At 68.2% G+C, this 26,128-nt stretch carries 26 protein-coding genes; 12 read left to right on the top strand and 14 right to left on the bottom strand.

Features of this window, described 5'->3' with window-relative positions; translation table 11 throughout:
• Window positions 1-102 precede the first annotated feature (102 nt).
• The 3 genes from sufB to FHW78_RS17510 form a co-directional block, all read right to left on the bottom strand.
• Window positions 103-1,542, bottom strand: coding sequence for a Fe-S cluster assembly protein SufB (gene sufB / locus FHW78_RS17520; protein WP_183643655.1), 1,440 nt, complete (start codon window positions 1,540-1,542; stop codon window positions 103-105).
• Between the two features lie 16 nt (window positions 1,543-1,558).
• Window positions 1,559-2,017 carry an SUF system Fe-S cluster assembly regulator gene (locus FHW78_RS17515; protein ID WP_183643652.1) on the bottom strand — a complete coding sequence of 153 codons (459 nt, stop codon included), beginning with the start codon at window positions 2,015-2,017 and terminating at the stop codon, window positions 1,559-1,561.
• Between the two features lie 73 nt (window positions 2,018-2,090).
• Window positions 2,091-2,666 carry a cytochrome C gene (locus FHW78_RS17510; protein WP_183643648.1) on the bottom strand — a complete coding sequence of 192 codons (576 nt, stop codon included), beginning with the start codon at window positions 2,664-2,666 and terminating at the stop codon, window positions 2,091-2,093.
• A gap of 223 nt (window positions 2,667-2,889) precedes the next feature.
• On the opposite strand from FHW78_RS17510, the gene FHW78_RS17505 reads away from it, so the two are divergent.
• Both FHW78_RS17505 and FHW78_RS17500 read left to right on the top strand, forming a co-directional pair.
• Window positions 2,890-3,357, top strand: coding sequence for an SET domain-containing protein-lysine N-methyltransferase (locus FHW78_RS17505; protein WP_183643644.1), 468 nt, complete (start codon window positions 2,890-2,892; stop codon window positions 3,355-3,357).
• Between the two features lie 138 nt (window positions 3,358-3,495).
• On the top strand, window positions 3,496-5,721 hold the full coding sequence (locus FHW78_RS17500) for a DUF5916 domain-containing protein (protein ID WP_183643641.1): 2,226 nt from the start codon (window positions 3,496-3,498) through the stop codon (window positions 5,719-5,721).
• Window positions 5,722-5,787: 66 nt separating this feature from the next.
• Here the strand turns inward: FHW78_RS17500 and FHW78_RS17495 are convergent, their stop codons facing one another.
• The 7 genes from FHW78_RS17495 to fusA all read right to left on the bottom strand — a co-directional run bounded on the left by FHW78_RS17495 (window position 5,788) and on the right by fusA (window position 11,569).
• Window positions 5,788-6,393: a DUF1439 domain-containing protein gene (locus tag FHW78_RS17495; RefSeq protein ID WP_183643638.1), complete on the bottom strand. Its 606-nt coding sequence runs from the start codon at window positions 6,391-6,393 to the stop codon at window positions 5,788-5,790.
• A complete protein-coding gene (locus FHW78_RS17490) occupies window positions 6,383-6,958 on the bottom strand; it encodes a DUF1439 domain-containing protein (RefSeq protein ID WP_183643635.1) in 576 nt (191 codons plus the stop codon). The genes FHW78_RS17495 and FHW78_RS17490 overlap by 11 nt, the downstream gene beginning before the upstream one ends.
• Window positions 6,959-7,045: 87 nt before the next feature.
• The gene (locus tag FHW78_RS17485; protein ID WP_183643632.1) at window positions 7,046-7,351 is read right to left on the bottom strand and encodes a DUF3861 domain-containing protein; all 306 of its coding nucleotides are present in this window, start codon (window positions 7,349-7,351) and stop codon (window positions 7,046-7,048) included.
• A gap of 97 nt (window positions 7,352-7,448) precedes the next feature.
• Complete coding sequence (locus tag FHW78_RS17480) at window positions 7,449-8,027, bottom strand: M23 family metallopeptidase (RefSeq protein WP_183643629.1); 579 nt, start codon at window positions 8,025-8,027, stop codon at window positions 7,449-7,451.
• A 1-nt stretch (window position 8,028) separates the two neighbouring features.
• A complete protein-coding gene (locus FHW78_RS17475) occupies window positions 8,029-8,655 on the bottom strand; it encodes a tellurite resistance TerB family protein (protein ID WP_183643626.1) in 627 nt (208 codons plus the stop codon).
• A 200-nt stretch (window positions 8,656-8,855) separates the two neighbouring features.
• Entirely contained in the window at window positions 8,856-9,254 is a 399-nt protein-coding gene (locus FHW78_RS17470; RefSeq protein ID WP_141453719.1) for an HU family DNA-binding protein, read from the bottom strand.
• A gap of 254 nt (window positions 9,255-9,508) precedes the next feature.
• On the bottom strand, window positions 9,509-11,569 hold the full coding sequence (fusA, locus tag FHW78_RS17465) for an elongation factor G (protein ID WP_183643623.1): 2,061 nt from the start codon (window positions 11,567-11,569) through the stop codon (window positions 9,509-9,511).
• A gap of 204 nt (window positions 11,570-11,773) precedes the next feature.
• Between fusA and FHW78_RS17460 the strand changes: the two genes are divergently transcribed.
• The 4 genes from FHW78_RS17460 to FHW78_RS17445 all read left to right on the top strand — a co-directional run bounded on the left by FHW78_RS17460 (window position 11,774) and on the right by FHW78_RS17445 (window position 15,432).
• Entirely contained in the window at window positions 11,774-12,211 is a 438-nt protein-coding gene (locus FHW78_RS17460; RefSeq protein WP_181444101.1) for an OsmC family protein, read from the top strand.
• Window positions 12,204-12,908, top strand: a complete 705-nt coding sequence (locus tag FHW78_RS17455; protein ID WP_183643620.1) for an alpha/beta fold hydrolase — start codon at window positions 12,204-12,206, stop codon at window positions 12,906-12,908. Before FHW78_RS17460 ends, FHW78_RS17455 begins: the two co-directional genes overlap by 8 nt.
• 67 nt (window positions 12,909-12,975) lie before the next feature.
• The gene (locus FHW78_RS17450) at window positions 12,976-13,656 is read left to right on the top strand and encodes a glycine zipper 2TM domain-containing protein (RefSeq protein ID WP_183643617.1); all 681 of its coding nucleotides are present in this window, start codon (window positions 12,976-12,978) and stop codon (window positions 13,654-13,656) included.
• Window positions 13,657-13,767: 111 nt separating this feature from the next.
• A complete protein-coding gene (locus tag FHW78_RS17445) occupies window positions 13,768-15,432 on the top strand; it encodes an amidohydrolase (RefSeq protein ID WP_183643614.1) in 1,665 nt (554 codons plus the stop codon).
• A gap of 94 nt (window positions 15,433-15,526) precedes the next feature.
• Here the strand turns inward: FHW78_RS17445 and FHW78_RS17440 are convergent, their stop codons facing one another.
• Window positions 15,527-16,408 carry a PhzF family phenazine biosynthesis protein gene (locus tag FHW78_RS17440; RefSeq protein ID WP_183643610.1) on the bottom strand — a complete coding sequence of 294 codons (882 nt, stop codon included), beginning with the start codon at window positions 16,406-16,408 and terminating at the stop codon, window positions 15,527-15,529.
• A gap of 28 nt (window positions 16,409-16,436) precedes the next feature.
• A complete protein-coding gene (locus FHW78_RS17435) occupies window positions 16,437-17,327 on the bottom strand; it encodes a PhzF family phenazine biosynthesis protein (protein ID WP_183643607.1) in 891 nt (296 codons plus the stop codon).
• A 106-nt stretch (window positions 17,328-17,433) separates the two neighbouring features.
• Between FHW78_RS17435 and FHW78_RS17430 the strand changes: the two genes are divergently transcribed.
• The 5 genes from FHW78_RS17430 (at window position 17,434) to FHW78_RS17410 (ending at window position 24,150) form a co-directional block, all read left to right on the top strand.
• Window positions 17,434-20,064 (top strand): bifunctional aspartate kinase/diaminopimelate decarboxylase, encoded by a 2,631-nt coding sequence (locus FHW78_RS17430; protein ID WP_183643605.1) that lies wholly within the window; start codon window positions 17,434-17,436, stop codon window positions 20,062-20,064.
• A complete protein-coding gene (locus FHW78_RS17425; RefSeq protein WP_183643602.1) occupies window positions 20,048-20,545 on the top strand; it encodes a hypothetical protein in 498 nt (165 codons plus the stop codon). The genes FHW78_RS17430 and FHW78_RS17425 overlap by 17 nt, the downstream gene beginning before the upstream one ends.
• Window positions 20,542-21,900: a UDP-N-acetyl-alpha-D-muramoyl-L-alanyl-L-glutamate epimerase gene (gene murL / locus FHW78_RS20075; RefSeq protein ID WP_183643597.1), complete on the top strand. Its 1,359-nt coding sequence runs from the start codon at window positions 20,542-20,544 to the stop codon at window positions 21,898-21,900. Before FHW78_RS17425 ends, murL begins: the two co-directional genes overlap by 4 nt.
• A complete protein-coding gene (murD, locus tag FHW78_RS17415; protein ID WP_183643594.1) occupies window positions 21,881-23,284 on the top strand; it encodes a UDP-N-acetylmuramoyl-L-alanine--D-glutamate ligase in 1,404 nt (467 codons plus the stop codon). Before murL ends, murD begins: the two co-directional genes overlap by 20 nt.
• Before the next feature lie 80 nt (window positions 23,285-23,364).
• Window positions 23,365-24,150 carry a dienelactone hydrolase family protein gene (locus tag FHW78_RS17410; protein ID WP_183643591.1) on the top strand — a complete coding sequence of 262 codons (786 nt, stop codon included), beginning with the start codon at window positions 23,365-23,367 and terminating at the stop codon, window positions 24,148-24,150.
• Here FHW78_RS17410 and FHW78_RS17405 read toward each other — a convergent pair.
• Both FHW78_RS17405 and FHW78_RS17400 read right to left on the bottom strand, forming a co-directional pair.
• Complete coding sequence (locus FHW78_RS17405) at window positions 24,105-24,377, bottom strand: helix-hairpin-helix domain-containing protein (RefSeq protein ID WP_183643588.1); 273 nt, start codon at window positions 24,375-24,377, stop codon at window positions 24,105-24,107. The genes FHW78_RS17410 and FHW78_RS17405 overlap by 46 nt on opposite strands.
• Window positions 24,377-25,375 (bottom strand): polyprenyl synthetase family protein, encoded by a 999-nt coding sequence (locus tag FHW78_RS17400; RefSeq protein ID WP_183643585.1) that lies wholly within the window; start codon window positions 25,373-25,375, stop codon window positions 24,377-24,379. The genes FHW78_RS17405 and FHW78_RS17400 overlap by 1 nt, the downstream gene beginning before the upstream one ends.
• Before the next feature lie 156 nt (window positions 25,376-25,531).
• Between FHW78_RS17400 and FHW78_RS17395 the strand changes: the two genes are divergently transcribed.
• Window positions 25,532-26,017, top strand: coding sequence for a single-stranded DNA-binding protein (locus FHW78_RS17395; RefSeq protein ID WP_183643581.1), 486 nt, complete (start codon window positions 25,532-25,534; stop codon window positions 26,015-26,017).
• Window positions 26,018-26,128 lie beyond the last annotated feature (111 nt).

The following is a 26,128-nucleotide window of genomic DNA, read 5'->3' as shown; positions in this document are numbered from 1 at the left end:
GGATTCGAAATAGGGATTCGTTGAATGCAGGAGGGAAGCGGGGGAGCGGGTTTCGCTCTTGCGAATCCCCAATCTCCAATCCCGAATCCCGGGAAGAAAGCGTCAGCCGACGCTGCCTTCCAGCGACACTTCCAGCAGCTTCTTGGCTTCCACCGCGAACTCCATCGGCAGCTCGCGGAAGACCTGCTTGCAGAAGCCGTCGACGATCATCGACACCGCGTCCTCCTCGCTGATGCCGCGGGCGCGACAATAGAACAGCTGGTCGTCGGAGATCTTGGAAGTGGTGGCCTCGTGCTCCAGGGTGGCGCTCGGATTCTTCACCTCGATGTAGGGGAAGGTGTGGGCGCCGCACTGCTTGCCGATCAGCAAGCTGTCGCACTGGGTGTAGTTGCGCGCGTTGGCGGCGTTGCGGTCCACCTTGACCAGGCCGCGGTAGGTGTTCTGGCCGCGGCCGGCGCTGATGCCCTTGCTGATGATCTTCGACTTGGTGTTCCTGCCGATGTGGATCATCTTGGTGCCGGTGTCGGCCTGTTGGCGGTGATGGGTCAGCGCCACCGAGTGGAATTCGCCGACCGAGTCGTCGCCCAGCAGCACGCAGGACGGGTACTTCCAGGTGATGGCCGAGCCGGTCTCCACCTGGGTCCAGGAAATCTTGCTGCGCGCGCCGCGGCATTCGCCGCGCTTGGTCACGAAGTTGTAGATGCCGCCGCGGCCTTCCTCGTCGCCCGGGTACCAGTTCTGCACCGTGCTGTACTTGATCTCGGCGTCTTCCAGCGCCACCAGCTCGACCACCGCCGCATGCAGCTGGTTCTCGTCGCGCATCGGCGCCGTGCAGCCTTCCAGGTAGGACACGTAGCTCTTGTCCTCGGCGATGATCAGGGTGCGTTCGAACTGGCCGGTGTGGCCGGCGTTGATGCGGAAGTAGGTGCTCAGTTCCATCGGGCAGCGCACGCCCCTGGGGATGAACACGAAGCTGCCGTCGGAGAACACCGCCGAATTCAGCGCGGCGAAGTAGTTGTCGCCGGTCGGCACCACGCTGCCCAGGTACTGGCGGACCAGTTCGGGGTGCTCGCGGATGGCCTCGCTCATCGAGCAGAAGATGACGCCCTTCTCGGCCAGTTCCTTGCGGAAGGTGGTGCCCACCGAGACCGAGTCGAACACCGCGTCGACCGCGACGCCGGCCAGCTTGGCGCGCTCGTGCAGCGGCACGCCCAGCTTGTCATAGGTGTCGAGCAGTTCCTGCGGCACCTCGTCCAGCGACTTGTACTTGGCCTTGGGCGCGCTGTAATAGCTGATGGCCTGGAAGTCGATCGGGGCGATCTTCAGCTTGGCCCAGTGCGGCACCGGCATGGTCAGCCAGTGGCGGTAGGCGGCCAGCCGCCATTCGGTCATCCACTCCGGTTCGTCCTTCTTGGCGGACAGCGCCCGCACCACGTCCTCGTTGAGGCCGGGCGGCAGCGAATCGGATTCGATGTCGGTGATGAAGCCGGCGTCATAGCGACGTCCCAGCTGTTCCAGGATTTCTGCGTTCTCGGTGGCCATTGGGCTGCCTGTGTACTCAACTGCTGGCGACGCGCACGGCGATCGGGCGCCGGCGGACGTCGTCGGGGGAAGCGGGAGGGTGGAGCATCTGCGCCAGGGTCACGCCGCGCAGGGCGTCGGCGACCACGTCGTTGATCAGGCGCCAGTTGGCGCGGGCGCCGCACTGGTGCGCGATCCCGCAGTGGCTGTCGGCCTGGCTGCATTCGGTCATCGCCAGCGGCCCTTCCATGGCCTCGACGATCTCGATCAGGCTGATGTCGGCGGCGGCCCGGCTCAGCCGGTAGCCGCCATGCACGCCGCGCAGGCCCTCGACCAGGCCGGCCTGGGCCAGCGGCTTGAGGACCTTGCTGACGGTGGGCGATTCCAGTCCGGAGTGATCGGCCAGATCGGTGGCGCTCAGCACCTCGCCCGGCCGTGCGGCGAGCACGGTCAGCACCACGGTGGCGTAGTCGGTGAGCTTGGTGACGCGGAGCATGGCGGGATGGGGGAATTAAAAACGTACCGAAATTGTACGCTTTAACCCGGCGCCCCGCCAAGCATGAACTTGTTCAGTTTCGCGCCGGGGCCGTGGCGGTGGCTGGCGCGGCCGGAGCTTCCGGCAGGACCAGGGAGAAGTAGGGGGCGGGCGGGGTCTGGCCGGGCGGCAGGTAGGCCGGCGCGGTTTCTCCTGCCGGGCCCAACGAGTGCACGAACCGGTAGATCGCGCGGCGGTCGGCTTCGCTCATGGCCCGCAGGGTGAAGTCCGGCATGATCGGCCGGGTACGCAGGTTGCCGCTGTAGGCCAGCCACTGGGCTTCGCTCATCTCCTGCATGCGCAGGCGCAGGTTGCTGGCGTAGGTCGTGCCCCACGGGCCGTGGTAGCCCAGCGGCGAGCCGGTCAGCCACTGCGCGGTCGGCACGTCGCCCTGGCGCTCGGCGTAGCCCGCCGTATGGCAATCGTTGCACCCGCCGATCCGGACCAGGTATTCGCCACGCGCCATGACGTCAGCGGCCGCGTCCGCCACGGGCGGGAGCGCGGCGGGGGAGGTTCCCGGCTTGCCGGCCTGCGCCTGGCAGCCTCCGAGCAGCACGATCGATGACAGCAGGCAGGACCGCAGTCCTGGCGAGGAAACGGGGTTGGGCATGGCGGCGGCTCGTGGTGGTTGCGGAGAAGGGTGGTTGGGAAGCAGGCGGTTTAACGCGCGGTTCCGGGGCGACCGGACAAGCGGTGCGCGCGGGATTCATGCGCCGGCCATGCACGTGCCGGCCCCGGTTTGCGGTTGGCGGGGATTCGCCGGAATCGCGGATGCTTGGGATCCCCGGCGGTCTGAGCGAGAATCCTCCCTCCCGCCCTCCACCGGAACCCGCATGCCCCGCAAGATTGAAGCCCGCAAGTCCGACATCCATGGCAATGGCGTATTCGCCATCGCGCCCCTCGAGAAGGGCGAACGCGTCGTCGAGTACAAGGGCAAGCGGCGCACCCACGAGGAAGTGGACGAGGACGACAGCGGCGACGTGGAATCCGGCCACACCTTCCTGTTCACCCTCAACGACGAATACGTCATCGACGCCAACCACAAGGGCAACAAGGCGCGCTGGATCAACCACAGCTGCGATCCCAACTGCGAAGCGGTCATCGAGGAACACGACGGCAAGAACCGCAAGAAGGACAAGGTGTTCATCGAGGCCATCCGCGACATCAAGCCCGGCGAGGAACTGACCTACAACTACGGCATCGTCCTGGACGAGCCGCACACCGCCCGCCTGAAGAAGGTCTGGGCCTGCCGGTGCGGCAGCAAGAAGTGCACGGGCACGATGCTGCAACCCAAATCGTAATCGCCGCTACACCGGGTGCCGCCTGTGACGGGATGCAGGCGGCGGCCAAATGGTTGACATGACCTACGCCAGTCGGTGACCGGTCACCGGAACGCTAGGGTGGCGTCCAACGGGCACGAGCCCAACGGAACTCCCGACATGCGCGCGGCAATCCTGAGTCTCTCCATCCTGATGGCGTTGTCCGCGCCGGCCCTGGCCATCGACGTGGACGGCCGCATCGATCCGGCCGAATGGCAGGGCGCGCGGCACATCACCGATTTCCGCAAGGTGCAGCCGCTGACCGGCACGCCGGCGACCCACCCGACCGAGGCGTGGGTGCTGGCCACGCCCGATGGGCTTGCCATCGGCTTCCGCAATATCCAGCCGGCCGCCAGTCGTACCCGCCAGCGCGTGCAGCGGGATTTCGAGGATCAGGTGGACCGGGTCAACCTGATGATCGATTTCGACGGTGACGGCCGCACCGGCTACAACTTCACCATTTCCTCGACCGATGGCGTCGCCGACGCGGTGATCACCAACGAGTCCGATTTCAACGACGACTGGGACGGCAACTGGAAGCACGCGGTCAGCGAGGATGCCGACGGCTGGTCGGCGGAAATGCTGATTCCCTGGTACATCGCACCGATGCGCGGTGGCGAGGGCGATGTCCGCCGGATGAAGATCTATCTGGATCGCGTCGTCGGCTCCACCGGGGAACGCGTGGCCTGGCCGGTGGCGAGCTTCGAGCGGTCACGGTTCCTGTCCGAGTTCACGCCTGTCGAAGTGCCGCGGTACAGCCAGTCGCTGCTGGCGATCACGCCGTACGCATCGGGCCTGTACGACAACATTCGCGGTGACAGCGATTTCGACGGCGGCGTGGATCTGTTCTGGAAGCCCAACGGCCAGTTCCAGATGACCGCCACGCTCAATCCCGATTTCGGCCAGGTGGAAAGCGATGACCTGGTGGTCAACTTCAGCGCCACCGAAACCTTCATCAGCGACAAGCGACCGTTCTTCACCGAGAACCAGGGGCTGTTCGAATACACCACGCCGTCGGATTTCAGCCAGTTGCTGTATACCCGCCGGGTCGGCGGGCCGGCCGACGATGGCCGTGGCGCGGGCGACATCACCGCCGCGGTCAAGCTCAACGGCTCGTTCGGGCAGACCAAGTACGGCGTGTTTGCCGCCGACGAGGCGGACGAGGTGGGGCGCTCGTTCTACGCGCTGCGGCTGGTGCGTGATTTCAAGGACCAGAACCTGGGCATGATGATGACCCGCGTGGATCGTCCGTACCTTGATCGCGAGGCGACCGTGTTCGGCATCGACCACAACTGGCGTCCGACCGCGCGCTGGAACGTGCGCACGCGCGTGTTCGGCAGCCAGATCGACGAGCATGGCGACACCACCCGCGATCTGGGCGCCACGGTCTGGGCCGACTACGAGATGGATCATGGCTGGCGCCAGCAGTGGATCGCCATGCATTTCGGCAACGACCTGCAGATCAACGACGCCGGCTACCTGTCGCGCAACAGCATGAACTACCTGCACTGGGAGGTGAAGCGGCGCTTCGCCGACCAGCCCGAAAGCTCGCGTTACTCATCGAAGGAATGGCGCTGGCGGGTCAGTTCGGTCTACAACAACCACGGCGAGCGGTTGAACAACCAGTTCCGGATGAGCCGGCAGGGACAACTGCGCAACGGTGCCAGCGAGTACGCCCAGATCAATATCAACACCTCGGGCGTCGAGGACCTGCTGACCCGCGGCCATGGTTCGGTGAACGTGCCGGCCCGCTTCAATGCGCACTACGAGTACGAACGTCCGCGCAAGGGACACTGGGCGCACGACGTCTATGCGGATCTGGTCAGCGGCGGCCTCGCCGGCAACGACGAGATCGGCTACGCCTTCGAATACCAGGCCACCTATTTCATCAACGACGCCTTCAGCCTGTACGGCGGCTTCTATGCCGATCGCACCCCGGACTGGCTGGTCTGGCAGTACGACAACCTGATCGGCAGCTTCGAGGGGCGCGAGTGGCATGTGAATGCCGGCCTCAACTGGACCATCAGCGACCGCCAGGAACTGCGCGTCAAGCTGCAGTCGATCGCGCTCGACGCCCGTGCCCGCCAGGCCTACCGGGTGATGGCCGGCGGCGATGCGCTGCGCAGCGACGACGAGATCAACGATTTCAGCCTGAGCAATCTGGGTTTCCAGATCCGCTATCGCTACGAGCTGGCGCCGCTGTCCTACCTGTATGTCGTCTACGGCCGTGGCGGACGCGAGAACAACCGCTTCGGGGATAGCGCAGGCGCGTTGCTGGGCGATGCGTTCGGGTTGCGCGACGACGAACAACTGCTGGTCAAGCTGAGCTATCGCTTCGAGCTGTGACCTGTTGGCCGGTCGCGGCGAGGCGATCGGGAATTCGAAGCGGCGGGCCGCCCCGCCGCTTCGCGTTCACTGGCCCAGACGCAGGTGGACCTGCCCGTCCTGGATGCGGATGGCATCGGACGAGAGGGTGCCGGGGATTTGCGCCAGCGCCTCGGCGTCGAGCCGATAAATCGGTTCGTCCTGCGCGTATTGCTCCAGCAGGCCGTTGATCATCTCGCGGGTCTGCGCGTCCATCGGCTTGCCCTGGCCATCCGCCTGCAGATCCATCAGTTCCGGGCGCTCCAGGTGCAGGCCCTGGGTGGCCGGGTCATAACGCAGTCCGCTGGCAACCCGGAAGCGTCCCTGCCGGTTGCCGCTGCCGGCCAGCGTAGCGTCGTAGTCGAGATCCATCTGGATGCGATCGCCGCCGGCCGGAATGGCGATCACCGGCCGGCTGAGGGTCAGGCGTGCCAGGCCACCCAGCCAGGTCTCCTTGCGCGGAAACGCTGGTTCGGCGGCGCTCTGCAACTGCGCGGGCGTGAGGGTCAGGCTGTCCGCCGCGATGGCGGCGGCCGGTTCGGCATGCGCGAGCCACGCGGGGAAGGGCAGTGCGGCCGTGCTGGCGGCGAGCGCGGCGGCCAGCAGGCGACGGGAGCGCCGCAGTCGGCGCAGGGTGCGGGTATCAGTTTCCATCCAGTTTCACCACGATTTTTCCGTTTTCGATGAGGGTCGCACCGATGTGCTTGCCGCGCGGCAGGCGATCCAGCACGTCGCTGTCGATGCGGTATATCGGTTCCTGGCGCGCGTATTCGACCAGCACCGCGTTGATGAGTTCGCGGGTGCCGCCCTTCATGACGCTGCCGGAACCGGGCAGATCCACGCTCAGCAGTTCCGGGTTGTCCAGATGCAGGCCCTGGGTGGCCGGGTCGTAACGCAGGCGGCTGGCGACGGCGAAGCGCCCGCGGGCGACGTCGCCCGCGCCAATCGCGCTGACGCCGATGTCGAAATCCAGCCGCAGGCGATCGTCGCCACCGGCCAGCGACAGGCGGGGATGGCTCAGCGTGGCCGACACCAGTCCGCCGAGCTTGTCGAACTCGCGCGGGAAGCTGCGGTCGAGCCGTTTTTGCAACTGGGGTTCGGTGAAGCTGATCTGATCGCCGAAGAAACCGGTGACGGCGTTCATGGTGCCGCAGCCGGCCAGCAGCAACAGCAGGCCGAGCAGGGCGGTCGACGCCAGCGGGCGGAAGCGTGGAGTCATGCGTTGCCGGGATCCATGAAAAAGGGAGTCATCGCACGATAACGCGGGGATTCTGTCCGCCGGCTAACCGGTGGCGGCAATCTTCAGTCAACCGGGCGCGCGCTGCTTCAGGTCCTGCAGGAACACCTCGACATGCGGCCGCAGGGAAGCGAACAGATCGTCCTGATCGTTGCGGTGGTCGGCCATCAGGCCACCGAGCAGCTTGGCGCCGATCACCAGCGCGGTGCGCTCGTCGCCGGTGAAGCCGCGGAGCCGCTGCACGTTCTCCAGCACCCGCATCCAGTCGTCGTGGCAGTGATGCTCGAATTCAATGGTGCACCGGCTGGTGCAGGGCAGCCCGTCCGCCTCCACGGGCGTGACGGTGATGCGATAGCGTTGGGGACGATTGGCCATGGAAGGGGCACCGCGGGGAGACAGGGGCAAGATAGGCGCGCCCCGGTGTCGGCACGAGGCCCGCCGCCGCGATGGAGTGTTCCGCCGGGCCGCGGATTCAGCGTCGTCCCGATACCGCGCCGGCGCGCAGCCTGGGCAGCGGATCCCGTGCGCCGTCGCGGGCATAGATGCCGAAATGCAGATGTGGTGGCGTGCCCTTCGCGTTGCCGGTGGTGCCCACCGTGCCCAGCGGCGTCCCGGCCGCCACCACGTCGCCGCTGGCCAGGCCGGGGGCCCAGTCGTCCAGGTGGGCGTAGTAGTAGCGTTCCATTCCCGGCCCCAGCACCCAGACCTGGCGACCGCCCAGGCCGCCGTCGCGGATGGTAGTGATCACGCCGCGGGTGCTGCTGAGCACCGGCGTTCCGCGGCGCGCGAAGATGTCCACGCCGGCATGCTGGCGATCGTTGCCGCGCGGAGCGCCAAACGTGGCCGCGATGTCGCGCGCGGACACGCCATGCACCGGCACCGGCAACGAGGTGGACGCGGGCAGGCGCGACAGTTCCCACAGGGTGCGCAGCGGCAACAGGAAGGGTTGCCGCCACGACCACGCCGCCAGCCAGGCCAGCAGTGCCGCCACCGCCAGCACGACCAGGACGCGACGCGCGCGATGGCGGCGGGGCGAGGGCGGCACGTGCATGTCAGGCGCGTGCGGCCTGTTCCGCCAGTTGGCGCTCCAGGCGGGTCTTCAGGTCGGCATCCAGCTTCAGTTGCCGCGCCAGCTCGTCCAGGTAGGCGCGTTCCATGAAGTTCTGTTCGTCGACCACCATCAGGCTGGCCAGGTACATCTCCGACGCCACTTCCGGGGTCTCGCCGGCCTGCGCGACCTCGGCCGGATCCAGCGGCTTCTGCAGTTCCGCCTGCAGCCAGCGTTGCAGTTCGGCATCGTCGCCGATACGGCGGAACTCGCCTTCGATCACTGCGCGCTCGCGATCATCGACGTGGCCGTCGGCCTTGGCGGCGGCAATCAGCGCCCGCAGGATGGCCTGGCTGTGCTGCTCGGCCTCCGGCGGCGGCAGGCGATCGACGGTGCGTGGTTCGGTGGCGGTGGCCGCGGTCTGCTGCTGGTGGTCGCGGTAGGCCTGGTAGGCCATCACGCCGATCGCGGCCAGGCCGCCATAGGTGGCCAGCTTGCGGGTCTTGCGGTTCTTGCCGAGCAGCAGGCCCAGCGCGCCGCCGGCCACCGCGCCCTTGCCGAAGTCGGCATTGAGCAGGCTGCCGCCGGTCTGGGATTTGAGCAGCTGCTCCAGGAAGCCTTGAATCTTCATGCGGGTCGATCCTCGGTTGTGCGGAAAGGGAATGACTCCCCTGCAATGGGGATGATCGGCGCGCGGCGCAAGCATGACCGATGGCAGGGCGGAGCCGGCGTCAGCCCATCGCATGGGGGTGGCGACAATGGGACGCCACCGGGCAAAAAAAAACGGGACGGCTGGGCCGTCCCGTTTTCGATGCGGGTGTCGCGCCTGGATCAGGCCGCGGCGTCCTTCAGCTTCTTGAGCGGACGGACCTTCACCTTCACCGAGGCGGGCTTGGCGGCGAACCACTGCTCTTCCTTGGTGAACGGGTTGATGCCCTTGCGCTTCGGCTTGGCCGGCACGTTGATGGCGCTGATCTTCAGCAGGCCCGGCAGGGTGAAGGAGCCAGCGCCCTTCTTGCTGATGGAGGCGTGCACGGCGCTTTCCAGCGAAGCCAGCACGGCGCGCACGTCCTTCGCAGCCACGGCGGTGGCTTCAGCGATGTGGGCGACCAGGCCGGACTTGCTCAGCGCTTCCTTGATCGGCTTCGGGGCTGCCGGCTTGGCAGCGGCCTTCGGTGCGGCTTTCTTGGCGGCCTTTTTCGGCGCTGCCTTCTTGGTGCTCTTTGCCATAAGTGTCCTGTTTTTACAGTCTGTAGGTGGGTAATCGGGCCGACCGCGTCGGCAGGCGCAATGTAGGACAAAGAAAACGCGTCGCACAAGTAGCAAAGTGCAAATTCACCGCTTTTTTTTGCGGTTTCCGGCGGATGGCGCGATGGGAAGCGTGGAATCCGCCCTGGAAACAGCCAACGAACGTGGCGGTTGCGGTGCGGATGCGGGTGGACGGGCGGGCGGATCGTCGTTGGCGATCCGCCCCGCTGCGGCACTCAGTCGTCCTCGGGTTTGGGCTTGTAGGCCTCGGCCAGCTTCTGCTGGACGTTGGCCGGCACCGGTTCGTAGTGGCTGAAATCCAGGTTGTAGCGACCCCTGCCGGCGGTCACCGATTTCAGTTCCGCTGCGTAGCCGTCCAGTTCGGAGAGCGGCACCTGCGCCCGGACGACGATTTCCCCGCGCACCGTATCGGTGCCATTGATCCGCGCGCGCTTGCTGGAAAGCCCGCCGGTGATGTCGCCGACCTGGGCTTCCGGCGCGGCGACCTCCAGGTCCACCACCGGCTCCAGCACCTGCGGACGCGCCTTGCCGATGGCATCCAGGAAGGCCTTCTTGCCGGCGGCGACGAACGCGACCTCCTTGCTGTCCACCGGATGGTGCTTGCCATCCAGGATCACCACGCGCAGGTCCTGCAGGGGATAGCCGGCCACGGCGCCGCTGGCGAGCACCTGGCGCACGCCCTTTTCCACCGCGGGCATGAACTGGCCGGGGATGGTGCCGCCCTTGACCTCGTCCACGAACTCGAAGCCCTGGCCGCGCGCCAGCGGTTCAACCCGCAGAGACACCTCGCCGAACTGGCCGGCGCCACCGGTCTGCTTCTTGTGCCGGTAGTGGCCATCCGCCTTCGCGGAAATGGTTTCGCGGTAGGCGATGCGCGGCGGCCGGGTCTTCACCTCGACGCCATGGCGATCCTTGAGCCGCTCCAGCATCACCCGCAGATGCAGATCCGACAGGCCGCGGATGACCGTCTCGTTGAGCTCGGCCGAATGCTCGACCACGAAGGCCGGATCCTCCTCGGCCAGCTTCTGCAGGGCGGTGGACAGTTTCTGCTCCTGGCCCTTGCTGGCCGCTTCGATGGCCAGGCCGAACATCGGCCGGGGGAAATCCACCGGCGCCAGGTGGATGTGGTCCTCGTCGTGGCTGTCGTGGAGCACGGCGTCGAAATGCAGTTCCTCGATCTTGGGAACGGCGGCGATGTCGCCGGGAACGGCCTGGTCGATTTCGGCGTGGTCCTTGCCCTTGAGCTTGAACAGGTGCGCGACCTTGAACGCCTTCTTGCCGTCGTCGACGAACAGCGAGCCCTCTTTCTTCACCGTGCCCTGGTAGACCCGGAAGATGCCCAGCTTGCCGACGAAGGGATCGTTGACGATCTTGAACACGTCGGCGATGACATGCGCCTGCGGATCCGGCTGCGCCCGCACCGCTTCGGTGCCGGCGCCGTTGGTGCGCTGGAACGGCGGCGGATTGCCCTCGCCCGGATGCGGGAACAGGCGCTCGGCCACATCCAGCAGTTCGGGCACGCCGACCCCGGTGCGCGCGGACACGAAGCAGACCGGCACCAGATGCCCCTCGCGCAGGCACTGCTCGAACGCGTCGTGCAGTTCCGCGCCGGACAGACCGCCTTCGCCGGCATCCAGGAAGTGTTCCATCACGGTTTCGTTGATCTCCACCACCTGGTCGATGATCTTCTGGTGCCAGTCGGCCACCGGACCCAGATCGGAGTCGCCCTGGGCATGGCCAAAGCAGTCCACCACCTTTTGGCCGGCGTCGGCCGGCAGATTGAGCGGCAGCACTTCCGGGCCGAAGGATTCGCGCAAATCGGCCAGCACGCGCGCGCAGTCGGCGCCTTCGTGGTCGATCTTGTTCACCACGATGGCCCGGCACAGATTGCGCTGGCGGGCGCGTTCCATCAGGCGGCGGGTGCCGTGGGCCACGCCGGTGTCGGCATCGACGACGATCAGCGCGGTTTCCACCGCCGACAACGCCGACAGCGCCGGGCCGCGGAATTCCGGATAGCCGGGCGTGTCGATCAGGTTGAGATGGATGCGTTCGCCGGAGGCCGCGAGATGGTCGGTGCTGGCGATGGCGGTGTCGATGGAGTGGCCGCGGGCCTTTTCGATGGGATCGTGATCGGACACGGTGGTGCCGCGCTCGATGGTGCCTGCCGTCTGGAGGGTGCCGCCGGCATGCAGCAGGGCTTCGAAAAGCGTTGTTTTGCCGGCGCCAGGGTGGCCTGCCAGGGCCACGTTGCGGATTTGGGGTGTGCTGTACGACATGAGGCCGTTCCTCCCGGGAGTTGGGTCGAAGGGCCGTCATGGCTGTCCGGGCCGGCGCGACCCGTGAGCGTGCGCTCGGCGGGCGGTCATGGCGGGGAGCCAGCATCGGACGCACCGGCGGCGGGGTCAAGTCGCAACGCGCAACCGGCGCTACACGCGCGCGGGTGTAAGCTCCGGGCTCCCCCTGGACGAGGAGCGACAGCCATGGCTTTGAAACGTTACGCGGACGCGGTGTGGAAGGGCGACCTGCAGGCCGGCAAGGGCAACATCAGCACGCCGCAGAGCGGGCTTTTCGACGCCCAGAACTATTCGTTCAAGACCCGCTTCGGCGACGAGAAGGGCACCAATCCGGAAGAACTTCTGGCGGCGGCGCACGCGGGCTGTTTCAGCATGGCGCTGTCGGCGGTGCTGGGGAAGGCCGGATTCACCCCGGAGATCATCCAGACCCGCGCCGAGGCGACGATGGAGCCGGGCATGGATCCGGGACCGACCATCACCGGCATCAAGCTGATCGTGTCGGCCCGCGTACCCGGCATCAGCGGCGCCCAGTTCGATGACATCGCCAACCAGGCCAAGGCGGGTTGCCTGATCTCGCGCGCGCTGGCAGTGCCGGTGTCGATGGAAGCGACCCTGCTTGCCTGAGCGGTGCGCGTCGGCCTGGAGCGCGTTGTTCCTGCACGGCGCGGGCGGTGGTGGCTGGGAATGGAACGTCTGGAGCGGCATCTGGCGCGCGCAGGGCATCGCCGTGAACGCGCCGGATCTGCAGCCGGCGGATGCCGGACTCGAGGCGACGGAATGGGAAGACTATCGACGGCAGGCCGCGGCATGGCTGGCGGCATTGCCGCGCCCGCGCGTGCTGGTCGGGGCGAGCATGGGCGGCCTGCTCGCGTTGCAGGCGGCGGCGGAGGCCGACGCGCTTGTCGCGATCAATCCGTTGCCGCCGGCACCGTTGCACACGGCGTTGCCGGCCCGCGAATGGCCCGCGCGGGTGGCCTGGCGGCGGCACGCGCGGCTGGCTTCCACGCGTCGGGCGATGCCCGAATCCGATCCCGCCTCGATCCTGTACGCGCTGCGACGCTGGCGCGACGAATCCGGCGCGGTGCTGCGCGCGGCCCAGTCCGGCATCGAGATTCCGATGCCGGACTGCCCGGCGCTGTTCATGGCCTCGCGGCGGGACGGGGACGTTCCCGCGCAGGCGGTACGGCGATTGGCCGGGCAGGCCGGCGGCGCGTTCGTCGAACTGGCCGGCGACCATCTGGCGCCGCTGATGGGCCGGAACGCGCCGCGGGCCGCGCGGCAAGCTGTCGAATGGCTAAACGCCGCCGCCGCGACCGTTTGAGTTCAGTCTGTTTTCACCCGTCCGAATCGACGATGCGCGCACGCCATCCCGGCGTGGGGAGCTCCACATGAACCGCCTTTCCACATCCCTGCTGGCGTTCGGCCTGCTGGCTTCCGGCACCGCCTCGGCGCAGTCCTATTCCGGCGGCTACGGGGATCGCTATTCCACCGCCGAGTATGACTACGCCAGGGTCGTCCGGGTGGATCCGATCATCGAAGGCGATCGCTACGGCGGCCGCACCGTCAGCACCTCGCAGCGTTGCTATTACCGCGATGCGGACGACCAGTATGTCCATGACGACGGCGGCTACCGGAACGATGGTTACTACGGCGACGATGATCGTTATCGCGATGACCGCTATGGCGACGATCGCTACCGCGGCACCGACACCGGCCGCACCGTGGCCACCGTGATCGGCGGCATCGCCGGTGCCGTGCTCGGCAGCAAGATCGGCGACGGCAGCGGCCGCTACGTGGGTACCGCGGTGGGCTCGATGGTCGGCGGGATGGCTGGGCGTTCGATCTACGACAACACCCAGCGCAACCGCCAGGCACGGCGCGGCACGGTCCGGGTCTGCGATCCCGAGCCGGCCAATGGTGGTTACAACGGTTACGACGGCTACAGCGGCGATGGCCGGGTCACCGGTTACGACGTGACTTACGAATACGCCAATCGCACTTATCACACCCGCACCAGCTACCACCCCGGTGATCGGATCCGGGTCAGGGTGGACGTGCGGCCGGAGTAAGCCGGCGCATCACGCGAAGGGGCCCCGCGGGGCCCTTTCCGTTTTCCGGCGCTTGAACGCACCGGCCGTCGAACGCATAGTCGCCCGGGTTCAAACACACGGGAGCGGGGAATGCGCAGATGCTTGCTGGCGATGGTGTTGGGTGCGATGTCCGGAGCGGGACTGGCGGCGGAGGTCACCGTGCTGACCGCCGATCGCATCCATACCTCCGATCCGCGGCGGCCGCAGGTCCAGGCCATGGCCTGGGATTCGGCGGGGCGGTTGCTGGCGTTGGGTGATGCGGCGGAACTGCGCGCGAAGTATCCACAGGCCGAGCGCGTCGAGGCCGCCGGCAAGACGGTGATTCCGGGACTCATCGATGCGCATGGCCACCTGATGGGGCTGGGCTTCGCGCTCATGCGCGCGGACCTGACCGGTACCCGCAGCAAGCAGGAAATCGTGGAACGCCTGCGCGCCTACGCGTCGCAATTGCCGAAGGACGCCTGGTTGCTGGGCGGTGGCTGGGATCAGAACGACTGGCCCGAGAAGCGGTTCCCGACCGCCGCGGATCTGGATGCCGCGTTCCCGGATCGCCCGGTTTGGCTGGAACGCGTGGACGGGCATGCCGGCTGGGCGAATTCGGCTGCATTGCGCGCGGTGGCGGCGAAATCCGCCAGGTCGCTGGAAGGGGATTGGCAACCGGATGGCGGCCGCATCGAGCGCGCCGGCGGCAAGCCGAACGGCGTATTCGTCGATGGCGCGATGGGACTGGTGTACGCGGTGATTCCTCCCGCCGATGACGCGACCCGCGAGCAGGCGGCCGCCAAGGCGTTCGATGCGGCGGTGCGGCATGGCCTGACCGGCGTGCACGACATGGGCGTGTCGCGCGAGGATCTGGCCCTGTTCAAGCGCTTCGCCGATCAGGGCCGCCTCCCGCTGAGGGTGGACGCCTATGCCGACGGTGACGGAAACGCGCTGGCGGATCTGTGCGCCAACGGACTCTACCGCCACTCCGGCGGACGTCTGGAAATGCGTGGAGTGAAGCTGTACATCGACGGTGCGCTGGGCAGCCGGGGCGCGGCCATGCTGGAGGAATACAGCGATGATCACGGCAATCGCGGCCTGCTGGTCACCGATCCGGCGAGCTACGAAACCGCGGTGCGCAAGGCGCGCGGATGCGACGTGCAGGTGGCGACCCACGCAATCGGCGATCGCGGCAACCGGATCGTGCTGGACACCTACCAGAAGGTGCTGGGTGATGGCGCCGGCTCGGATCACCGCTGGCGCATCGAACACTCGCAGATCGTCGCGCCGGAGGACATCCCGCGGTTCGCCAGGCTGGGCGTGATCGCCTCGATGCAGCCGACCCACGCGACCTCCGACATGCCTTGGGCGGAGGACCGCGTCGGCCCGCAGCGCATCCTCGGCGCCTACGCCTGGCAGCGGTTCCTGCATAGCGGCGCGCGGCTCGCGCTGGGTTCGGATTTCCCGGTGGAATCGGTGGATCCGCGGCTGGGCCTGTATGCGGCGGTGACCCGCCAGGATCGCGACGGCCAGCCGCCCGGTGGATGGCAGCCGGATCAGCGGCTCAGCGCCGCCGAGGCGGTGCGCGGGTTCACCGCCGATGCCGCCTGGGCGGGACGCGACGAGAAGGAAGTGGGCCAATTAGCGCCGGGGTTGCGCGCGGATTTCGTGATCCTCGACCAGGATCCGCTGGCGGTGCCGGCCGCGCAGCTGGACGAGTTGCATATCCGTTCCACCTGGGTGGACGGCAAGCCGGTCTACGAAGCGCGCTGAAACCGGCGGCAGCACGCGAGTGGCGCGTGCTGCCGTCTTTACTTTGCTGGACTCATCCCGTTTGCCGGGACGATGCGGTGCGGGGGGGCTCCGATCACCAGTCCAGCGTGCCGCTGACCACCGTGCGGACGTGACCGCCGGACCAGACGTCGCCATGCTCGTCCACGTGCAGCTGCAGGCGGGCATCGTGGCCGACCTCGCGGCCCTGGCTGACGGTATAGCGGGTGCGTCCGGCGGGCAGCGCGCCACGTTCGGCCAGCCAGGCGGCCAGGGTCGCATTGGCGGCGCCGGACGCGGCGTCCTCGAACACCGCCGGCGCGCCGACGAAGGCGCGCACCACCAGGTCGTAGTCCTGACCTGCGTCGGCGCGCGCGTAGGCGCACACGCCCATGCTGTCGGTGGCCTTGGCCAGCGTGGCGATCGCGTTCCAGTCGGGCGCGGCCGTGCGCAGCGTCTGTTCGTCGCGAACCTCGGCCAGCCACCAGCGGCGGCCGCCGTCGACCAGCGCGGGGGGCAAGGCACCGGCGGGCAAACTGGCGAGCGCCGCCCGCAATAACGGATCGTTGGCCGGTTCGCCGGTTTTCAGCACGCTGGCGCGCGGAGTGCGCACGGCGATGCTGCGCCCGTGGCCCTCGCCATCCACCCGCAGCGGTAGGCGGCCAGCGATGCCTTCCTGCACCAGCACGCCCTCGCGCGGCTCCGCCAGGCCCGCTTCCAGCACCACGTGTGCGGTACCCACGCTGGGGTGGCCGGCGAACGGCACCTCGCGGCGCGGACTGAAGATGCGCAGGCCGTAGCTGGCTTCCGCCGACGGGGCGGGAAACACGAAGGTGGTTTCCGGCAGGCGGGTCCAGCGGGCGATCGCCTGCATGGCGTCGTCGTCCAGGCCCTCGGCGTCCAGGACCACGGCGAGCGGATTGCCGGCGCCGGGGCGGTCGGCGAAAACGTCCAGTTGGACGTAGCGGCGAAGGGTCATCGGGGGAATCTCGGTGGGGGCGCGCAGCTTACCAAGTCGCGCTGCCGGCGATGACCGCCTGCACCTGCCCGCCGATCCAGATGCCGCCGGTGGCATCGAGCTCCACCGTGACCCGCCCGTCGCGTCCCAGTTCGCGGCCCTGGCTGGCGATGTAGCGGCCGTGCAGGCCCGGAAAGCGGCCCGCGGCGTGCAGCAACGCGCCGATGGCGGCGTTCGCGCTGCCGGTCACCGGATCCTCCGGTATGTCGTCGGCCGGACAGAACGCACGCACGGCGAGCGCGTGCTTCTGATCCATTGCGGCCTGATTCGTCGCAGCCTGGCCGAACACCGCCAGGCCGATCGCGCCGCTGGCCCTGCTCAGTGCGTCGATGGCGGAAAGGTCGGGCACCAGCGCGCGGACCGCGTCGGCATCCTCCAGTTCCACCAGCCACCATGCCGGACCGTTGTTCCAGAGCGCGGCGGGCAGCGGGCCGAGCGGGAGCGGCGCGAGCACCGCGGCAAGCAGGTCGCGCGCCGGTGCGGATACCGGCTGCGGACGCGCCGCCGGCGCGCGCAACCGCACCAGCCGGTCGGCGCCACGGCCTTCCACCGACACCGGCAGCAGGCCGGCCTCGCATTCCTGCACCAGCGCGCCGTTTTCCGGCGCCAGCCCGGTCTCCAGCGCCGCCCAGGCCGCGCCGATGCTGGGATGGCCGGCGAACGGCAGTTCCCGGCGCGGGGTGAAGATGCGGATGCGGTAGTCGGCCTCGGCCGACGTCGGCGGCAGGAAGAAGATGGTTTCGGACAGCCGGGTCCAGGCCGCGAACGCCTGCATGGCCGCGGTGTCCAGATCGGCCGCGTCCAGCACCACCCCCAGCGGATTGCCGGCGCCGGGGCGGTCGGCGAAGACGTCGAGCTGCAGGTAGCGGCGAGGGCGCATGGGTCGCTGTCCTTCGGTGCCGGTCCGGGCCAAATTCGGCGGGGCGTTCGGCTAGAATCGAGGGTTCACGCCCGAATGTTTCGGGCATTTCCCCGCCATTCTATCCATGCCCTCCGCCCCTATCGCGCCTGATCCCTGGATCGTCCTCAAGTTCGGTGGCACTTCGGTGTCCCGTCGTCATCGTTGGGACACGATTGGCCGGCTGGCGAAAAAACGGGCGGACGAGCAGGGCGCGCGCGTGCTGGTGGTGGTGTCGGCGCTGTCCGGCGTCACCAACGAGCTGACCGCGATTGCCGATGGCGCGGCCGACAGCGCCGAGCGTGTCGAGAAACTGGAGCAGCGCCACCGCGAATTCGCCGTCGAACTGGAACTGGACGCCGACGCGGTGCTCGGTACCCGGCTGGCGGCGTTGCGCGATTTGCTGGCCGATTCGCGCGTCGCGGCCCGCAGCCTCGACTGGCAGGCCGAGGTGATGGCGCAGGGCGAATTGCTGTCCTCCACGCTGGGCGCGGCCTACCTGAAATCGCAGGGACTGGACTTCGGCTGGATGGACGCGCGCCACTGGTTGCAGGCCAGCATCCTGCCCAACCAGAGCCCGTGGGCGCAGCGCCTGTCGGTGTCCTGCGCGACCGCGCCGGATCAGGACTGGCGGCGCGCCTTTGCCGCCCAGGACTGCGCGATGCTGCTGACCCAGGGCTTCATCGCCCGTCACGGCGATGGCGGCACCGCGATCCTGGGCCGCGGCGGCTCGGATACCTCGGCGGCCTACTTCGGCGCGCTGCTGGGCGCGCGCCGGGTGGAAATCTGGACCGACGTGCCCGGCATGTTCAGCGCCAACCCGCGCGAAGTGCCGGATGCGCGCCTGCTGACCCGGCTGGACTATTACGAAGCGCAGGAAATCGCCACCACCGGCGCCAAGGTCCTGCATCCGCGTTCGATCAAGCCGTGCCGCAACGCCGGCGTGCCGATGGCGATCCTGGACACCGAGCGTCCGGATCTGCCGGGTACCAGCATCGACGACAAGGCCGCGACGGTGCCCGGCGTGAAGGCGGTGAGCCGGCGCAACGGCATCGTGCTGGTGTCGATGGAAGGCATCGGCATGTGGCAGCAGGTCGGCTTCCTGGCCGACGTGTTCGCGCGCTTCAAGAAGCATGGCCTGTCGGTGGACCTGATCGGTTCGTCGGAAACCAACGTCACCGTGTCGCTGGATCCCAGCGAGAACCTGGTCAGCACCGACGTGCTGGCGGCGCTGTCGGCGGATCTGGCCGAAGTGTGCCGGGTCAAGGTGATCGCGCCGTGCACCGCGATCACCCTGGTCGGCCGCGGCATGCGCTCGCTGCTGCACAAGCTGTCGGATGTGTGGGCGATGTTCGGCCGCGAACGCGTGCACCTGATTTCGCAGTCGTCCAACGACCTCAACCTGACCTTCGTCATCGACGAGGCCACCGCCGACGGCATGTTGCCAGTGCTGCACGCGGCGCTGATCGACAGCGGCGCGATGCCGACCGACGAGACCAGTGTGTTCGGTCCGAGCTGGCGCGAGATCAACGGCGCGATCCGCCGCCGCGGCATGCCGTGGTGGCAGGCGCCGAAGGAACGCGAACGCCTGCTGTCGCTCGCCGGCGTCGGCACCCCGCGCTACGTCTACCACCTGCCGACCGTGCGGGCGCGCGCCCGCGCGCTGGCTGGCATCGCCGCCATCGATCGCCGCTTCTATGCGATCAAGGCCAACTCGCATCCGGCCGTACTGCGCGCGATCGCCGGCGAGGGCTTCGGCCTGGAATGCGTGTCGCAGGGCGAACTGGAGCGCGTGTTCGCGGAAGTGCCTTCGCTGGCGCCGCAGAACGTACTGTTCACCCCCAGCTTCGCGCCGCGGGGAGAGTACGAATTCGCGTTGTCGCGCGGGGTTATCGTCACCCTCGACAACGTCGAGGCGCTGCGGAACTGGCCCGAGGTGTTCCGCGGCCACAGGCTGTGGGTGCGCATCGATCTGGGGCGAGGCGACGGTCACCACGACAAGGTCAAGACCGGCGGCAAGACCTCCAAGTTCGGCTTGCCGCTGGCGCGCCTGGACGAGTTCCTCGCCGCCGCGCGCGCGCTCGACATCCGCATCGTCGGCCTGCATGCGCACCTGGGCAGCGGAGTGGAGACGCCGTTGCACTGGAAGCAGGTCAGCGACGAGCTGGGCGGGCTGGCCGATCAGATCGGCACCATCGAAAGCATCGACATCGGCGGCGGATTGCCGATTCCTTACGCGGCCGAGGACGAGCCCTTCGATCTGGAGTCCTGGGCGACCGGGCTGGCCGAAATCAAGGCCGCGTATCCCGCCTATCAGCTGATCATCGAACCGGGCCGCTACCTGGTGGCCGAATCGGGGGCGCTGCTGACCCATGTCACCCAGGTGGTGGAGAAGCAGGGCATCCGCAGGGTTGGCGCGGACGCCGGCATGAACGCGCTGATCCGCCCGGCGCTGTACGACGCCTGGCACGACGTGGCCAATCTGAGCCGGCTGGGCGACACGCTGGAGGACAGCTTCGACGTGGTCGGCCCGATCTGCGAATCCAGCGACGTGTTCGGCAAGCGCCGGCGCCTGCCGGCGGCGACCGCCGAGGGCGACGTGCTGGTGTTCGCCGATGCCGGCGCCTACGGCTTCTCGATGGCCAACACCTATAACCTCCGCGATCTGCCGGCGGAGGAAGTACTTGACGAGGCTGTGGGCGATGAAACCGCGCGCTGAGTTCGTGCTGACCACGGCGGTCATCGCGCTGGCGCTGGCGATCATCGCCTTCGTGGCGATGCTTCACCAGTGGAATGTCTCGCAATGGGCGGCAGGAGCAGTGGAGGCGCTGAAATGGGCGCCGGCGGCGTTCTTCGCCGCGTTGCTGGGGGCGTTGGGCACCACGGCCTGGCATCGCCGCGCACTGGCGCGCCAGCGGCGCTGGTCGGCTGGGGGCATGACCCTGCGCACGCTGCTGTTGTCCTATCTGGCGTTCCCGCTTTTGCTGGGTGCGTGGGTCGCCGCCGTCTCCGCCGGCGACCAGCTCTGGGCGGCCAGCCCGGCACCGGTGGAAGACAGCCTGTCCTGGCTGCCGCTGACCATGCTGCTGTTCACCGTGTTCGCCATCGTGCTGGGCGCGGTGCCCGCTTTCATCCTCGAATACTTCGTCAGCCGCCGTTACCTGCGCCGGCAGGCGGCCGTCACCACAGGTTCCGCATGAGCAATTTCGATCGTTCCTCCATCCGCTGTTTCCGGTTCGTCCGCTGTTCCCTCGATCCGGAAACCGGCGTCGCGCGCCTGGTCTACGCTTTCGACGACGGTCCCGAACTGATCGAGATCGTCACTTTCCCCGGCGCCCCCTTCACGTTGGACACGCAACGGGCGCAGGCCGCGCAGCAGGCGCTGCGGCTGCTGCACCTGCTGACCGGCGTGAGTTACTACAAGGCCGCGGTGCCGCCGGAAATCCGCATCGACGACTACGCCATCGACGCCGATACCGCGGCGATGATGGAAGAGATCTACGTCAATGGACTGGGCGAGTTCGCCTACCGCAACGGCCTGGACCTGCATGGTCGGGTGCGCTTTCCGATCGGCAAGACCGAGCCGGATGCGCCCGCACCGGCGCTGGGCCTGCGCCGGCACGCGCTGGTCGCGATCGGCGGCGGCAAGGATTCGCTGGTCAGCATCGAGGCGTTGCGCGGCGCGGGCGTCGGGCAGACCGTCACCTGGGTGGGTGGTTCGCAGCTGATCGCCGCCTGCGCGGCGCGCACCGGTCTGCCGACCTTCAACCTGGGGCGCGCGCTGGCGCCGGAACTGTTCGAGTACAACCGGCAGGGCGCCTGGAACGGCCATATCCCGGTCACCGCGATCAATTCGGCGATCATGGTGCTGGCGGCGCTGCTGCAGGACGCCGACCAGGTGGTGTTCTCCAATGAGCGCTCGGCCAGCTACGGCAGCGTCATCCCCGGCACCGGCGAAGTGAACCACCAGTGGTCCAAGGGCTGGCGCTGCGAGCAGTTGCTGGGCGACTACGTGCAGCGGCACGTGGCCGCGGACCTGCACTACTACTCGCTGTTGCGGCCGCTGTCCGAACTGGCGGTGGCGCGGCAGTTCGCCCGCACCGATCATTACGACGCGCATTTCTCCAGTTGCAACCGCAACTTCCACATCCTCGGCGAGCGCCCGGTGAACCGCTGGTGCGGCGTCTGCCCGAAGTGCCACTTCGTGTTCCTGGCGCTGGCACCGTTCATGTCCAAGCCGCGCCTGGTCGGCATCTTCGGCCGCAACCTGCTGGATGACCCGGGCCAGATCGGCGGCTTCGACGCGCTGCTGGAATACCAGGACCACAAGCCGTTCGAATGCGTCGGCGAAGGCCAGGAATCGCGCGCGGCGATGGCCGCGCTGGGCGAACGCCCGGAATGGCGCGAGGACGCGCTGGTGGCGCGTTTCAACCGCGAAATCCGGCCACAGCTGGATCCGGCCGAACTGGCGATCGCGCCGCTGCTGGAAGTGGGGGGCGAACACCGCATCCCCGTCGCGCTGTGGGAGCGACTGCGTGCGAATTTCGCAGCTTGAGGGACGCCGGGTCGCGCTGTGGGGCTGGGGCCGGGAAGGCCGCGCCGCGCATGACGCGATTCGCGCGCGACTGCCCGCGCTGCCACTGACGCTGTTCTGCGGCACGGGCGAGGCCGATGACGCCGCCGCGCTCGGCGACGGGCAACTGCGCATCGTCACCACGATCGATGCGGACGCGCTGTCCGCCTTCGAGATCGTGGTGAAGTCGCCGGGCATCAGCCCCAACAAGCCCGAGGCACTCGCCGCCGCCGCGCGGGGTACCCGCTTCATCGGCGGCACCGCGCTGTGGTTCGCCGAACATGCCGGCGCCGACGGTGTCGCCGCGCATACCCTCTGCGTGACCGGCACCAAGGGCAAGAGCACCACCACGTCATTGCTGGCCCACCTGTTGCGCGCGGCCGGACATCGCACCGCGCTGGCCGGCAACATCGGCTTGCCGCTGCTGGAAGTGCTGGAACCGCGGCCGGCGCCGGAGTACTGGGCCATCGAACTGTCCAGCTACCAGACCGGCGATGTCGCCGCCAGCGGCGCGCGTCCGGACGTGGCGGTGGTGCTGAACCTGTTTCCGGAGCATCTGGACTGGCATGGCAGCCAGGCGCGCTATGTCGAGGACAAGCTGGCCCTGGTGACCCGCGCGCATCCGCGCGTGGCCGTGCTCAACGCGACCGATCCGCAACTGGCCACGTTGTCGCTGCCGCACAGCGAGATCCACTGGTTCAACACGCCGCGGGGCTGGCACCTGCGCGGCGACGATCTGTACCGCGGCGAGCAGCGGGTGATGGATACCACTTCGGTGCCGGTGCCCGGCCGGCACAACCGCAGCAACCTGTGCGCGGTGCTGACCGCGCTGGAAGCGTTGGGCATCGATGGCGGCGGGGTCGCCGCGGCGGCGCGGGATTTCCGGCCGTTGCCCAATCGCCTGCAGACCCTGGGCGAACGGGATGGCTACACCTATGTCAACGACTCGATCAGCACCACGCCGCACGCCAGCCTGGCGGCGCTGGAATGCTTCGCCGGCAAGCCGATCGCGCTGCTGGTCGGTGGCCATGATCGCGGCCTGGAGTGGGAAGGATTCGCCGCCCGCATGGAGCACGACGCCCCACGGGTGATCGTCACCATGGGGGCCAACGGGCCACGCATCCACGCGTTGCTGGCGCCGCTCGCGGCGGCGGGCCGCTTCGTCCTGCTGGCGGCGGAAAGCCTGCCGGATGCGATGGCGCAGGCGCGCGCGCATCTGTCCGCGCCCGGCGTCATCCTGCTGTCGCCGGGCGCCCCCAGCTACGGTCCGTATCGCGACTACGTGGCGCGCGGGCGTCATTTCGCCGAGCTGGCGGGGTTCGACCCGGCGCTGATTTCGGCGATTCCCGGCATCGGCATCGCCTGAGTACAACAGGTCCGCCACTGCACACTCGCGGCGCCCGGACCGGCGTACACTCCGCCGGTCTTTCCTCGCAAGGAACTGTCATGCGTCCGTTGTCCGTATTGGCGGCCCTGCTGGCCGCGTTGTGGGTATTCCCGCTGCTTGCCGCGCCGCAGGCCAAACCGCTGGAATGGAAAGTCGGCAAGCAGACCTTTTCCGGTTTCCTGGTCTACGACGACGCCAGCAAGGAACAGCGTCCGGGCCTGCTGATGGTGCCGGATTGGCTGGGCGTGACCGACGATGCGGTGGCCAAGGCCAAGCAGGTCGCCGGCGACGACTACGTGGTGCTGGTGGTCGACATGTACGGCAAGGGTGTGCGGCCGCAGAACCCGGACCAGGCATTGGCCCAGGTCAAGCCGCTGTACGCGGATCCGGCGACGATGCGCACGCGCATAGACGCGGCGCTCGCGGCGCTGAAGGGGCAGGCCGGCAAGGCACCCGTGGATGCTGCGAAAATCGGTGCGTTTGGTTTCTGCTTCGGTGGCTCGTCGGTGCTGGAACTGGCTCGCGGTGGCGCCGCGGTCTCCGGCGTGGTGAGCTTCCACGGCGGCTTGGACACGCAATCGCCAGCGAAGGCGGGTACGGTGAAGTCGCCGATCCTGGTCCTGAATGGCGCCGAGGATCGTGGCACCGCACCGCACATCGCGGCGTTCGAGAAGGAAATGAACGAGGCGGGCGCCGACTGGCAGTTCGTCAACTTCAGCGGCGCGGTGCACTGCTTCGCGCTGGAGAATGCCAACCGGCCGCCGGGATGCGTCTACAACGCACGCGCGGCCAAGCGCGCCTACCGGATGATGGATGACTTCTTCGAGGAAGTGTTCGGCGACTGAGCCTGTGCCACCGCGATCGCGTTGGCGATCGCGGTGCGCGCCTGCGGGCTGTTGCGCCAGCAGGTGGTGCCCAGCATCGCCGCAATCTGCGCGTTGATGTCCGCGGGCGTGGCCTGGGCCAGATCGGCGAAGGTGTGGTAGCCGATCTGTTCCAGTCGCGCGATCACGGTGGGACCCACGCCGTGCGCGGCCAGCAACCGTTCCCGCTCGTGCGTGGCGAACGGCATCAGTGGCTGCGTTCGACCGCGTAGCGGGCCAGTCCGCGCAATGCGGCGACGGCTTCGTTTTCGGCTAGGCCGTCCATGCAGCGCTCGGCGGCGTCGGCGTATTCGCGTGCGCGCCGCTGGCTGTATTCCAGCCCGCCGGTCGCGTGGATGGCCGCCAGCACTTCCGGCATCGCCGCGGCGTCGCCTTCCTGCACGATCACGCGCAGGCGGGCGGTGGTCGCGGCATCCGAATGACGGATGGCGTGGATCAGCGGCAGGGTCGCCTTGCCTTCGGCCAGATCGTCGCCCAGGTTCTTGCCCAGGTCGGTGGCGTCGGCGGTGTAGTCCAGCACGTCGTCGGCGATCTGGAAGGCATAGCCGAGGTTCATGCCGTAGTCGTAGAGACGCTGCTGGGTCGCGGCGTCGACCCGCGACGCCAGCGCGCCCAACTGGGTACCGGCGGCGAACAGCACCGCCGTCTTGCGCTCGATGACGCGCAGGTAGGCGGCTTCGTCGGTATCGGGGTTGTGCACGTGCAGCAACTGCAGCACTTCGCCTTCGGCGATGCGGTTGGTGGTGTCGGCCAGGATCCGCATCACGTCCATGCGGTCCAGTTCCACCATCAGCTGGAAGCTGCGCGAATACAGGAAGTCGCCGACCAGCACGCTGGGCGCGTTGCCCCACAGCGCGTTGGCGGTACTGCGGCCACGGCGCAGGTCCGACTCGTCCACCACGTCGTCGTGGAGCAGGGTGGAGGTATGGATGAACTCGATGATGGCGGCCAACTGGTGGTGATCCGGCCCGATCGCGCCGGTGGCCCGCCCGGCCAGCGCCACCAGCATCGGGCGCAGGCGCTTGCCGCCGGCCGAGACGATGTGGTCCGCGATCTGGTTGATCAGCACCACGTCCGAGGCCAGCCGGCGCCGGATCAGGGCGTCGATGGCGGCCATGTCCGCCGCGGCGAGGGACTGGATCTGGGGCAGGGCCAGGGCGGAACGCGGGGATTCGACGACGGACATGGGAAATCGGGCAGGGAAGTGCCTGAATTATAAGGCGGGCGGGACGGGGAATTCCTACAGGACGTCACGGAGCCACCTGATGGTCAGGCCGGCATGGGTATACTTCACTGGTCCATGCCCGCGTCCGGCGGGCGATCACTAACGGAAATCAGCGCTATGGCCCGCGGCATCAACAAAGTCATCCTGGTCGGCAATCTCGGCAACGACCCCGAAACCAAGTACACCCAGGGAGGCATGGCCATCACCCGGATCAGCCTGGCCACCACCAGCGTCCGCAAGGACCGCGACGGCAACCAGCAGGAACGCACCGAATGGCACCGCGTGGTGTTCTTCGGCAAGCTGGGCGAAATCGCCGGCGAGTACCTGCGCAAGGGCAGCCAGGTGTATGTGGAAGGCTCGCTCCGCTATGACAAGTACACCGGCCAGGACGGCGTGGAGAAGTACTCCACCGACATCATCGCCGATGAAATGCAGATGCTGGGTGGGCGCGGCGAAGGCGGCGGTGGCGGTGGCGGTGGCGGCATGGACCGCCCGCAGCGCCCGCAGCGGCAGGAATATTCCCAGCAGGCCCCGCGCCGGCAGGCCCCGGCCCAGCAGCCCGCGCCGATGGACGACTTCGCCGACGACGATATTCCGTTCTGAGGCGGCCCCGGCGTTCAGGCGATGCTTCGGAAAACCCGCCAGCTGGCGGGTTTTCTGTTTTCGGTGCTTCCCGGGCTACGTTTCCTCGTGATGCCCTTTTGGCGGCCCCGT

Origin of the sequence: Pseudoxanthomonas sp. OG2, from assembly GCF_014192765.1 — a bacterium.
GTDB classification, from domain to species: domain Bacteria; phylum Pseudomonadota; class Gammaproteobacteria; order Xanthomonadales; family Xanthomonadaceae; genus Pseudoxanthomonas_A; species Pseudoxanthomonas_A beigongshangi.
The sequence above is the reverse complement of the archived record's forward strand: the minus strand, read 5'-3'. Positions and strand labels throughout refer to the sequence as shown.